The sequence below is a fragment of the Novosphingobium aeonii genome (assembly GCF_052279045.1).
Classification (GTDB): Bacteria; Pseudomonadota; Alphaproteobacteria; order Sphingomonadales; family Sphingomonadaceae; genus Novosphingobium.
This window is the reverse complement of record NZ_CP176832.1, coordinates 1,892,590-1,903,963: the sequence shown is the minus strand read 5'-3', so window position 1 is coordinate 1,903,963 and position 11,374 is coordinate 1,892,590. Positions and strand designations below refer to the sequence as shown.

Below are 11,374 nucleotides of genomic sequence, written 5' to 3'. Positions count from 1 at the left end.
TGTTGCTGGGGAATTCGATGGCTGACGAACCGAAACTGGCGCTTATCGTGTCGGACAGCGCCAAGGCCCAACTCGGGTCCGCGCAGCTTCGCCGCTCGCACCCCTGGGTTGATCCGGTGGAGGCGGACATTCTCGTCGTCGTCGGCGGAGACGGCTTTCTTCTCCACGTCCTGCACGAAATGCTCGACCGCGACGTGATAAAGCCGGTCTACGGCATGAACCTGGGCACGGTCGGCTTCCTCATGAACGGCCCGCATGACGGGGTGGCCATCGCCGAGCGCATCGCCGAAGCTCACGAGGTTCCGGTGCGCCCGCTGCAGATGCATGCCACCAGCCACGATGGCCGCGAATTCGTCTACTACGCGATCAACGAGGTCTCGCTGCTGCGCGAAACCCGCCAGACCGCCAAGCTGGAAGTGACGATCAACGGCAAGGTCCGCATGGAGGAACTCGTGGGCGACGGTGTGCTGGTGGCCACGCCCGTGGGATCGACCGCCTACAACCTTTCCGCCAACGGCCCGATCCTGCCGCTGGGATCGCGCATGCTGGCCCTCACCCCGCTCAGCCCGTTCCGGCCGCGCCGCTGGAAGGGCGCCATCCTGCCCGAAAGCGCCGAAGTGGAATTCCGCATCCGGGAACCCGGCAAGCGCCCGGTCGCCGCCGTGGCCGACCAGAAGGAAGTGCGCGACGTGCGGACCGTGCGCATCGTCGCCAATCCCGAGAAGGAACTCACCCTGCTGTTCGACCCCGGCTTCACGCTGGAGGAACGCATCTTCGCGGAGCAGTTCCAGGTCTGAGGAATTGCCCGAATGGGGCGCCTGCCCTGTGGAAAAGTTTTCTCGACATTTTCCGCACAGAGCGCTTGCCAACCCGGAGGACCCCTTTTATAGGCGCACTCCTGCCCGGCGGTGGAAACACTGACAGGCTGCTCCCCGATAGCTCAGCGGTAGAGCATTCGACTGTTAATCGAATGGCCGTAGGTTCGAATCCTACTCGGGGAGCCACTTTCTTCTCCTTCCACGGAAGGCATGAAGAAAGGGCTCGGCGCAAGGCGCGCGTATCAAAACGTTTCCCACACATCACTCCGCATTGACGAACGGCTTCTCCGGTGAGAGCGCTGATTTCGGGCGTCGCCGCAGATCGCGTATAAGAATCGGGCGCTCTGCGAGAGGAATGGTGTTGCCGCGAATCAGTTTTCCGCGTCTTGCGGTTCTAGCCGCCGTGGTTTTCCTGTCGCTGGGCGTGGTCCAACTCGTGGGCAGCCTGCTGCTCTACCAGGCCATCGACCGCCAGACCCTGCGCGCAGACCATGCCCGCCGAATCGCCGAACTCATCGTCGTCAGCGATCGCATCCACGCGCTTCACCCCGATCTTGCCGCACCGATCATGACCACCGGCCACCTCAAGGCCGAATTCGCCCCCGCACCCGCCGTTTCCGTCACGACGGATTCGGACACGCTGGAGCGAATCGCCGGGCAAGTCATCGAATGGGAACCCTCGCTCGCCGCGCGGCAACTCCATCTCGCCACTTCCGACGCTCACGGCGGCAAACGCGATCTCGTCGGCTCGATCCGCCTCGCCGACGGCAAGTGGCTGAACTTCCGCTCGCGCGACATCACGTCCATGTGGCCGATCGCCCTGCGCGCCAGCGTGCTGATGCTCTGCACTGCGCTGGCCTGCATCGCCATCGGCCTCGTCGCGCTGCGGCTGCTCACCAACCCGCTCCGCCGCCTGACCCAGGCCGCCGATGCCATCGGCCACGGCCAGCGCGTGGAAATCCGAGAGAGCGGCCCGGAAGACCTGCGCGACCTCGCCCATTCGATGAACATGATGCAGGAGCGCATCGCGCGCCTGCTGGAAGACCAGGCCCGCTCCTTCGAAGCGATCAGCCACGACCTTCGCACGCCCCTCTCCCGCCAGCAGATCGCCACGGACCTGATCGAGGACCGCGAGATCGCCGACATCATGCAGTCCAGCATCGACGAGATGGAAGGCCTGCTCGCCTCGCTCCAGGGCTACCTGCGCGCGCAGCACCTCTCCTCGGAACCGGAACCTGTGGACCTGGACCAGCTCGCCGCCGCCGCCATCGCCCCTTACGAGGATCGCGCCAGGCTGACTCCGGCAGGCGGCGCCACGGTGGAGACATTCCCGGAACCGCTATCGCTGGCGGTCGGCGCACTGGTCGAGAATGCGATCCGCTTCGGCGGCCGCGCAGACCTCACCGTCCGCCACGAAGATCGCGGCTGGATCATCGAGGTGGAGGATGCCGGTCCCGGCATTCCGCCCGGCCATTTCGAGGATGTGCTCACCCCGTTCTTCCGGCTCGACGAGGCGCGCACGCGCGATACGCCGGGCTTCGGGCTGGGCATTCCCACCGCGCACCGGCTGATGATGCGGTTCGGCGGCCAGCTTTCCTTCGCGACATCGCCCTGCGGCGGCCTCATCGCGCGGATCCGGGTGCCGGTGGCCTAGGCAAGCTCGCGCGACGGATCCTGTAGGCGGAAACGATAACGGCCCGGCATCGAGCGATGCCGGGCCGTTATCGTTTCATCGTCACAGGTCAGGTCCGAAACGGCGACAGATTCGCCGCACCGGAGCCTTCACCGCCTCAGGCGAGCGCGCCGTGGCAGTGCTTGTACTTCTGCCCCGAACCGCAAGGGCACGGCGCATTGCGGCTGATCGGCAGGTCGGCATAGGGGTTCTCCCCGGTGCCACCGGCCCCCACGCCGACACCGGCCTGCGGGCTGCCCGCCAGCGAACCGAACAGTTCTGGCATGAAGGCCGAACCGTCGCCGTCGTTCGAATTGTCGAGACCGGTCAGCGGGTCGATGTGGCCGGTCAGGAAGTCCGGCAGTTCGGGCAGCGCGGCCGGTTCCGGGATGCGCAGTTCGCTGACCGACAGGATGCGCGTCACGTCTTCGCGAATCTGGTCGAGCATGCGCTCGAACAGGCTGAAGGCCTCGGTCTTGTACTCGTTGATCGGGGTCTTCTGGGCATAGGCGCGCAGGAACACGACCTGACGCAGCGCGTCGAGGGTGGAAAGGTGCTCCTTCCAGTAGTGGTCAAGACGGTCGAGCAGGATCGACTTCTCGACCTGGCGCCAGATCGCCGGATCGTCCTGCAGCATCTTCGCGTTCATGTGCTCGGCGGCCATGGCGGCCACGCGCTCTTCGACCAGCTCGGGATCGACGCCGCTTTCCTCGATCCAGTCCTCGATCGGCACTTCTATGCCCAGAACGTCGAGCGACTTGGCCTTGAGTGCCTCGACGTTCCAGTGCTCGGGATAGGAGCCGGCCGGGCAGGCATCGGCGACGATGGCGTTGACCGTGTCGTTGCGCATGTCGACGACGACTTCGTCCACCGTCTCGGCGTCCATGATGTCCGCGCGCTGTTCGTAGATGACCTTGCGCTGGTCGTTCATCACGTCATCGTATTCGACGACCTGCTTGCGGACTTCGTAGTTGCGCGCCTCGACCTTCTTCTGCGCGGTCTCGATGGCCTTGGACAGCCACTTGGAACCGATCGCCTCGCCATCAGCAAGGTTGCTGTTCATCATCTTGGCGAAGAGCGTGTCCGGGCCGAAAATGCGCAGGAGGTCGTCCTCCAGGCAGAGGTAGAACTTCGAAAGGCCGGGGTCGCCCTGACGGCCTGAACGGCCGCGCAGCTGGTTGTCGATGCGGCGGCTTTCGTGGCGCTCGGTACCGATCACGCAGAGGCCGCCGGCTTCGAGCACGAGACGCTTCTGCTCGGCGACTTCCATCTTGATGCGGGCGATGGCCTCGTTGCGCTCCGGCCCCTCGGGCATGTCGCGCAGTTCGTCCTCGACGCGGAACTCGACGTTACCGCCAAGCTGGATGTCGGTGCCGCGACCGGCCATGTTGGTGGCGATCGTCACGGCGCCAAGCGAACCGGCCTGCGCGACGATATGCGCTTCCATCTCGTGGAAACGCGCGTTCAGCACCGAGTGCTTGACGCCTTCCTTGTTGAGGAAGTCCGACAGCAGCTCCGACTTCTCGATCGACACGGTGCCGACGAGGACGGGCTGGCCGGTTTCGTAACGCTCGCGGATGAGCTTGGCGATGGCGCCGAACTTGTCGTGGGTGTTCTTGTAGAACTCGTCTTCCTCGTCCACGCGCTGCACCGGCACGTTGGTGGGGATGGTGACGACGTTCATCTTGTAGATGTCGTAGAATTCCGGCGCCTCGGTGGCGGCCGTACCGGTCATGCCCGAAAGCTTGGGGTACATGCGGAAGTAGTTCTGGAAGGTGATCGAGGCGAGCGTCTGGTTCTCGGGCTCGATGCGGACGCCTTCCTTGGCTTCCACCGCCTGGTGCAGGCCGTTCGACCAGCGGCGGCCGTCCATCATGCGGCCGGTGAACTCGTCGATGATGACGACCTTGCCGTCCTTGACGATGTAATCGATGTCGCGCTTGAACATGACCACGCCCTTGAGGCTCTGGTCGAGGTGGTGGACCACCTGCGTGTTCTCGACGTCGTAGAGGTTCGAGCCGACGAGCAGGCCGGCGGCTTCGAGCATGCGCTCGGCCTTCTCGACACCGTCCTCGGTCAGGCTGATGCTCTTGGTCTTCTCGTCGGTCTCGTAGTCCTCGGGAACGAACTGCTTAACGACCGCGTCGACCTGGATGTAGAGCTCCGACTTGTCGTCGGTCGGGCCGGAAATGATGAGCGGGGTGCGCGCCTCGTCGATCAGGATCGAGTCGACCTCGTCGACGATCGCGAAGTTGAAGGGGCGCTGCACCATCTGGCTGCGCTCATGCTTCATGTTGTCGCGCAGGTAATCGAAGCCGAACTCGTTGTTGGTGCCGTAAGTGATGTCGGCGCCATAGGCTTCGCGGCGTTCGTATTCGTTGAGGTTCGGCACGATCACGCCGATCGTCAGGCCGAGGAAATTGTGCAGCTTGCCCATCTGCTCCGCGTCGCGGCGGGCGAGGTAGTCGTTGACGGTGACGATGTGCACGCCCTTGCCCTCAAGCGCGTTGAGGTAGGTGGCGGTGGTCGCCACCAGGGTCTTGCCCTCGCCCGTGCGCATTTCGGCGATCTCGCCGCGATGGAGCACGATGCCGCCAATCATCTGCACGTCGAAGTGGCGCATGCCGAACACGCGCTTCGAGGCTTCGCGCACGGTGGCGAAGGCTTCCGGCATGATCTGGTCAAGCGTGCTGCCGTTGGCCAGCAGTTCGCGGAACTTGACGGTCTGGCCGGCCAGTTCCTCGTCGCTATAGGCTTCCAGCACGGGCTCGAAGGCGTTGATCTGGCCCACGACCTTATCGAGCGACTTGACGTAACGGTCGTTGGACGAACCGAAAATGGACTTGGCGATGGCGCCGAACATGGCGGGAATCCCTGTTTTCGTGAAGGCTTATGTCGGATGAACGCACCCGCATGACGCGCGGGCACGTGAAAAGGTTTTCGCGAGGTTGCGAATGCCCGGCGCGCTTATTCGCGCGCGCGGTCTATCCCGGTGAGCACCGTGGGCACCGCCGGCGATTCCGGCACCGCGACAAGCGGCGGCGCATGGCGGCGGGTATTGCGCAGGCCCGGTTCGGGAAGCTGAGCAAGGGCGACCGGCGCGCGCGGTGCCTTGGCGGCAACGGCGGCTTCGATCAGCACGACCTGCAGGCTGGCAACCTGCGACGCGCGCGCGTCGGCAGGGCCGATCTGCGCGGCGAGGCCCGTCAACAGGGCCAGCAGGGTCAGGAGCAGGCGGTTTGCCATGGCGGATCAGATAGGGGGCGCAGGATGAATAGTCCACAACCCATCGCGCATCGCCGGATTTAGCGCACAGCCCGCGGCGTAAAGCCCAAAACGCCGCCTTAACGATTGGCGCGCTATTCCGCAGTTGCAGGTCCATCACGAAGCGAGCGCAGTGAAAACCGATCCGGGCGAAAGACTCTTGCTGCTTGACGGACTGCGCGGATTCGCAGCGATCGGCGTGCTCGTCTTCCACGCCCGGCTTTCCGCCCCCTTCCCCGCCTTTACGCGCGGCTACCTTTTCGTGGACCTGTTCTTCCTGCTTTCCGGCTTCGTGCTGACGCTGGCATTCGAACCCCGGTTCGGCGCGGGAATCGACGCGGTCACGTTTCTGCGCCGGCGCTTCCGCCGTTTTCTGCCGATGGTCGCGGCCGGAGCGATTCCCGGCGCCTTCGCCCTGTTCGGCGCGACCGGCAACGGCGGCCTCGCGCTTGCGGCCTTCGTGCTATCCCTCGCCATGGTCCCGATGCTGACCGGCGGGATGACGTTCCCCGCCAATACGCCGCAATGGTCGCTGTTCGCCGAACTGGCTCTCAACCTGCTTCATGGTATGAAGCTTCATCGCCTGACCGACGCGAAGCTTGCGCTTCTGGCCCTGGCCTGCCTGGCCGGGCTGGTCATGCTGATGGCCCGCGCGGGTGACGGCGACCTCGGCGGGGACCTGCGCCAGTTGCCCGCCGGATTGCTGCGAGGGGGATGGTCCTACCTGCTGGGCATCGTCATGGCGCGGCGGTGGCGCGCCCGCAGGCCCGCAAGCGCCGCCGACTGGCGAATCGCGCTGCTCATGCCGATCGCCCTCGTGGCGCTGCTGCCGCTTGTTCCACTGCCGGTCTGGATCGGCGACGCCCTTGTGATGTCGCTCGGGTTTCCGCCGCTGCTCTGGATTGCGGCGACCGCCACACCACCGCGCATCGCCGAGCGGCCGCTCGCCCTGCTCGGCAGCCTGTCCTTCCCGCTCTATGCCGTTCATTTCCCGATCCTCATGCTGGCCAGCCAGCTCGGCGGCGGCGAGCGAGGACGGCTTTTCGGGATTTTTCCGGCTCTGCTGGCGGCAGGCATCCTTGCCCTGTCATCCGCAAGAAGCCGCAGGACGGCACCCTATCCTCGCGCCAGCGCCAGGGACGAAACGCGCCTCGCCTAGAGCGAAAGCGCCACATGCCCGGGAAACTTGCTCTCGATTGCCGCACCCTTGGCGTCACTGCCCGGATCGAACCGCGCGCCGCGTCACTGCCCGGCAGATCGCCTCAAACCATTCTTCCGACGCTTGACCTGTCACACCCACGCGCTAGTCGCTTTGCCCATGGCCTATCCCACTTCACCGCTCGCCTCGCCCTTCCCCGCCATGTCGCCGATCGCCGGCGTCACGCCGCACGTCGTGCGCGCCGGGTACAAGGACTGGGGCCGATGCGACCTGACTTATGTGGAGCTGGAAGAAGGCACCGCGGTTGCGGGCGTGTTCACCCGGAACCTGTGCTGTTCCAGCGAAGTCGAACTGGGCCGTGACAACGTGAAGCAGGGTTTCGCCCGCGCGCTGGTGGTCAATGCAGGCAACTCCAACGCCTTCACCGGCTACCGCGGACGTGAGGCGGTGGAGCAGATCATGGACCAGGTCGCAGCGCACATCGGCTGCCCGCGCGAACAGGTCTTCGTCTCCTCGACCGGCGTGATCGGCGTGCCTCTGCCCAAGGACAAGGCGCGCGAAGGCGTGGAGAAAGCCCTCACCGCCGAGCCCTGCTCTTGGGAGGACGTTGCCAACACCATCTCCACCACCGATACCTTCGCCAAGGGCGCGACGGCCACGGCGATGATTGGCCAGACCAAGGTGACCCTCGCCGCCGTCATCAAGGGATCGGGCATGATCGCGCCGGACATGGCGACGATGCTCGGCTACATCTTTACCGATGCCGCCGTGGAGCCTGCCTTCCTGCAGGAATGCCTCTCCGCCGCGAACTTCCGCACGTTCTCGTGCATCACCGTCGATTCGGACACCTCCACCAGCGACACCGTGCTCGCCTTCGCCACCGGCAAGGCCGGCAACGCGCCGATCTCGTCGATCGCCTCGCCCGGCGCCCATGCCTTTGCCGCCGCGATCCATGACGTCTGCCGCCAGCTCGCGCACCTCGTCGTGCGTGATGGCGAAGGCGCGCAGAAGTTCATCGAGGTCGCCGTTACCGGCGCCGTATCCGACGAAAGCGCGCGCAAGGTCGGCATGGCCATCGCCAACTCGCCGCTGGTGAAGACCGCCATCGCCGGGGAAGACGCCAATTGGGGCCGCGTCGTCATGGCCGTGGGCAAGGCAGGCGAACCGGCGGACCGCGACAAGCTCTCCATCGGCTTCGGCGGCACCTGGGCCGCGCGTGAGGGCCTGCCGCTCGCCGACTATGACGAAGCGCCCGTCGCCGCGCACCTCAAGGGGCAGGACGTCACTATCGAGGTCGACCTCGGCCTTGGCGAAGGCGCCGCCACCGTGTGGACCTGCGACCTGACGCACGGCTACATCTCGATCAACGCCGACTATCGGAGCTGACGATGGCCGGGCCGCAATTCACCATCTGGGGGCGCCTCAACTCCCACAACGTCAAGAAAGTCGCCTGGTTCGCCGAGGAACTGGGCCTGAACTACGTGCGCCACGATATCGGCGGTTCGTTCGGCTATACCGAGGAGTACCTCGCCAAGAACCCGAACCGGCTGGTGCCGATGATCGAGGACGGCAAGCTCGTCCTCTGGGAATCGAACGCGATCCTGCGCTACATGGCGGCCGAATACGGCGGCGATCGCTGGTTCCAGCCCGATCCCATCGACCGCGCGCTGGCCGACCGCTGGATGGACTGGCAGATCACCTATGCCGACGCCCAGCGCCTGCCCTTCCTTTCGATGGCCCGCACCCCGCAGGACCAGTGGGACATGCCCGCTATCGAGCGTGACGTGAAAACCTGCGCCGCGCACCTTGTCGTGCTGGAACGCTACTTGTCCGAAAAGCCCTGGCTTTCCGGCGGGGAGTTCGGCCTGGGCGATATTCCCATGGGGGTATACGCCTATACCTGGTTCTCGCTCCCGTTCGAGAAGCCCGAGTTTCCCGCGCTGGCCGAATGGTACGCCCGCATTCGTGAGCGCAAGGGCTATGCCCGGCAGGTCATGATCCCGCTCACCTGATCCTCCGTCAAAAGGCCTCCTGCATGATCACCTCCACGCTCAACATCGCGGTCGAAACGATCATGCGCGAAGTCTCTCGCGATGTGATCCTGCCGCACTACCAATCGCTGTCGAGCGAACAGATCGTGAGCAAGGCGGTGAACGACGTCGTCACCGTGGCCGACCGTGAGAGCGAGGCGATCCTGACCGAGCGCCTTACCGCCCTCCTCCCCGAGGCTTCGGTCGTGGGCGAGGAAGCGACGTTCGCTGACGAGAACGAACTGCTCAAGCTCAAGGACCGGCTCTGCTGGATCGTCGACCCGCTGGACGGCACCAACAATTTCGCCGCGGGCAAGGCCCCGTTCGGCATGCTGATCGCGCTGGCGGACCAGGGCGAGACGCTGGGCGGCTGGATACTGGACTGCCTGACCGGCCGCTTCTGCCGCGCCTCGGCGGGCGGCGGCGCCTGGGTAGAAGGCGAGCGCCTCACTGCCCGCGCCACGGGCGAAATGCCGCCCGTGGCCGCGATCTCGCTGATCTTCACCGAGGAATCGCGCCGCGAACGCCTGCGCACCGAAGTCGCCCCGCATTACCGCATGGTGGACATTCCCCGCTGCGCCGCAGAGCAATACCCTCGCCTCGCCCTTGGCCAGAACGACGTCGCGGTGTTCGAGCGCACCCTGCCCTGGGACCATGCGGCGGGCGCGCTGTTCCTCAACGAGGCGGGCGGGAAATGCGCCCGCCCGGACGGCTCCGCTTACCGGGTGGACGAAATCGGCCGCAAGGGCCTGATCGGAGCGGCCTCGCCCGCCCTGTTCGAAGCGCTGGCCAACCGCCTCACTGCACTGGAAGACTGAAGCTTTTCAGCGGCCTGCCAGCCGAAAGCGGGCGGTGGAGAACGCTTCACCGTGCCCGCACGATTGACCTCGGATCGGCTCTGCCGGGAGATCGGCAGGAATGCCGCTCAATCCCCTGCGAGCCCTATTCCGGCTACCCGACACCTCACACCACCCCTGCGCAAACGGCCCGCCTTGCACGCGGGCCGCTTCGTCGATCCGGCGGGAACAATTCAGGAAATTGCTCCAGGCTTTAAATTCAACGCTTTAAGAACTCGTGCGAGATAATTTCCATTTAAATCAATACTCGCCAACCAAGACCACGCCAAACAGAGTTCATCGCGACAATACATCGGGACAGATAGGCCATACATCGCGCCGTGCGATGGATCACCGCCCTTCTATCCATCAACTCACCGCACAGGAAACTCGAATTACCGGCACGGCACTGCCGGCGCAAAACATGTTCATGCAGCGGAAAGGTGAACCTGAACACGCAGGCTTTCCATGAAGTTCAAGTGCGGCAGATCTGCCGCATGCCATTGAAACGAGATGGAGGGGGTTCCGACGGTGGCCAGGCTTTTTCGAAGCGGCTGCGGTCGGACGAAAGCTGCGATCACGCAGGCCTGACAGGTCGAGTTTTAAGGAGTCGCCGCAATGAGTGTCATTACCAAAAGCCCCAAAGTCCTCCTGCTGGCCGCAATGCTGACCGGCACCGCTTCCGCCAGCCTGGCTGCGCAGTCGCAGGAACCGCCCGAAGCCGACGTTTCCGCCAGCTACAGCGCCCCCGCGCCGGAAGCTGCCGAGATGACCGAAGGGCCTGACGTCGAAGGCATCATTTCCGCGCGCAGCGGCGACCGGATGCAGGTTACCGCCGCCGATGGCACCAACACCGTGATCGCCGTGAACGACGCCACCCGCATCAGCGCCAGCAAGGGCCTGTTCGGGCTCGGCCGCAACAAGCTGGTCGCCAGTTCGCTGCTGAACGGGCTGCCGGTTTCCGTAAAGACGATGCAATCCGGCGGCGGTCTCGTGGCCAGCCAGATCAAGCTGCAGAACAAGGATCTCAAGACCGCGTCGATGATCCACAACGGCACGGACCAGCGCTTCGCCGAACAGACCGCTGCCACCGAAGCGCTGCGCGGCCGCATGGGCGACATCGACCAGTACAACGTCAAGGGCACGACGAACGTGAACTTCGACACCGGCAAGGCGGCACTGTCCCCCCAGGCGAAGAACGACCTCTGCGCCGCGGCCTCGGCCGCCGAGGGCATGGACAACGCCCTGCTGCTCGTGGTCGGGTACACCGATTCCACCGGAAGCCCCGATTTCAACCAGACGCTCAGCGAAAAGCGCGCCGGCAGCGTCGTCAACTATCTCCAGCAGGCCTGCCACTGGAAGCCCTACCGCATGCTGACGCCCACCGGCATGTCCGAGGCAGACCCGCTGGCGGACAATACCACCCCGCAGGGCAAGGCGCAGAACCGCCGCGTTGCAGTGAATATCCTCGTCAGCAAGGGCCTCGACGGCCTGTAAGGCCGCCTGCCGCGCCGACGGAAAACCTGCCCAAGACGCACGAAAAAGCCCCTTCCACCTTGATGGTGGAAGGGGCTTTTCTTGTTCCTGCCGGAAAA

At 65.1% G+C, this 11,374-nt stretch carries 9 protein-coding genes and 1 tRNA gene; 8 read left to right on the top strand and 2 right to left on the bottom strand.

Annotated features, from left to right (window positions below; all coding sequences use genetic code 11):
• Positions 1–17 precede the first annotated feature (17 nt).
• The 3 genes from ACLIMP_RS09325 (at position 18) to ACLIMP_RS09315 (ending at position 2,472) form a co-directional block, all read left to right on the top strand.
• Positions 18–797, top strand: coding sequence for an NAD kinase (locus tag ACLIMP_RS09325; protein ID WP_054435868.1), 780 nt, complete (start codon positions 18–20; stop codon positions 795–797).
• 132 nt (positions 798–929) lie between these two features.
• Positions 930–1,004 (top strand) — tRNA-Asn (locus ACLIMP_RS09320).
• A gap of 169 nt (positions 1,005–1,173) precedes the next feature.
• Positions 1,174–2,472: an ATP-binding protein gene (locus tag ACLIMP_RS09315; protein ID WP_185997621.1), complete on the top strand. Its 1,299-nt coding sequence runs from the start codon at positions 1,174–1,176 to the stop codon at positions 2,470–2,472.
• Positions 2,473–2,608: 136 nt separating this feature from the next.
• Here the strand turns inward: ACLIMP_RS09315 and secA are convergent, their stop codons facing one another.
• Entirely contained in the window at positions 2,609–5,353 is a 2,745-nt protein-coding gene (gene secA / locus ACLIMP_RS09310; RefSeq protein WP_054435848.1) for a preprotein translocase subunit SecA, read from the bottom strand.
• 104 nt (positions 5,354–5,457) lie between these two features.
• Complete coding sequence (locus ACLIMP_RS09305; protein ID WP_054435849.1) at positions 5,458–5,736, bottom strand: hypothetical protein; 279 nt, start codon at positions 5,734–5,736, stop codon at positions 5,458–5,460.
• Positions 5,737–5,887: 151 nt separating this feature from the next.
• On the opposite strand from ACLIMP_RS09305, the gene ACLIMP_RS09300 reads away from it, so the two are divergent.
• From ACLIMP_RS09300 to ACLIMP_RS09280, 5 genes are all read left to right on the top strand, one after another.
• Positions 5,888–6,913 (top strand): acyltransferase family protein, encoded by a 1,026-nt coding sequence (locus ACLIMP_RS09300; protein ID WP_443477798.1) that lies wholly within the window; start codon positions 5,888–5,890, stop codon positions 6,911–6,913.
• Between the two features lie 159 nt (positions 6,914–7,072).
• Complete coding sequence (gene argJ, locus ACLIMP_RS09295) at positions 7,073–8,299, top strand: bifunctional glutamate N-acetyltransferase/amino-acid acetyltransferase ArgJ (RefSeq protein WP_324698983.1); 1,227 nt, start codon at positions 7,073–7,075, stop codon at positions 8,297–8,299.
• A gap of 2 nt (positions 8,300–8,301) precedes the next feature.
• Positions 8,302–8,925 (top strand): glutathione S-transferase family protein, encoded by a 624-nt coding sequence (locus tag ACLIMP_RS09290; RefSeq protein ID WP_054435852.1) that lies wholly within the window; start codon positions 8,302–8,304, stop codon positions 8,923–8,925.
• Between the two features lie 23 nt (positions 8,926–8,948).
• The gene (locus tag ACLIMP_RS09285; RefSeq protein WP_324698982.1) at positions 8,949–9,761 is read left to right on the top strand and encodes an inositol monophosphatase family protein; all 813 of its coding nucleotides are present in this window, start codon (positions 8,949–8,951) and stop codon (positions 9,759–9,761) included.
• Between the two features lie 636 nt (positions 9,762–10,397).
• Complete coding sequence (locus ACLIMP_RS09280) at positions 10,398–11,276, top strand: OmpA family protein (RefSeq protein WP_054435854.1); 879 nt, start codon at positions 10,398–10,400, stop codon at positions 11,274–11,276.
• Positions 11,277–11,374: the final 98 nt, after the last annotated feature.

Excerpts from the sequence above, each read along its gene's own strand:
- ACLIMP_RS09325 (WP_054435868.1), top strand. The coding sequence starts at position 18 with ATGGCTGACGAACCGAAACTGGCGCTTATCGTGTCGGACAGCGCCAAG.
- ACLIMP_RS09315 (WP_185997621.1), top strand. The coding sequence starts at position 1,174 with ATGGTGTTGCCGCGAATCAGTTTTCCGCGTCTTGCGGTTCTAGCCGCC.
- secA (WP_054435848.1), bottom strand. The coding sequence starts at position 5,353 with ATGTTCGGCGCCATCGCCAAGTCCATTTTCGGTTCGTCCAACGACCGT.
- ACLIMP_RS09305 (WP_054435849.1), bottom strand. The coding sequence starts at position 5,736 with ATGGCAAACCGCCTGCTCCTGACCCTGCTGGCCCTGTTGACGGGCCTC.
- argJ (WP_324698983.1), top strand. The coding sequence starts at position 7,073 with ATGGCCTATCCCACTTCACCGCTCGCCTCGCCCTTCCCCGCCATGTCG.
- ACLIMP_RS09290 (WP_054435852.1), top strand. The coding sequence starts at position 8,302 with ATGGCCGGGCCGCAATTCACCATCTGGGGGCGCCTCAACTCCCACAAC.
- ACLIMP_RS09285 (WP_324698982.1), top strand. The coding sequence starts at position 8,949 with ATGATCACCTCCACGCTCAACATCGCGGTCGAAACGATCATGCGCGAA.
- ACLIMP_RS09280 (WP_054435854.1), top strand. The coding sequence starts at position 10,398 with ATGAGTGTCATTACCAAAAGCCCCAAAGTCCTCCTGCTGGCCGCAATG.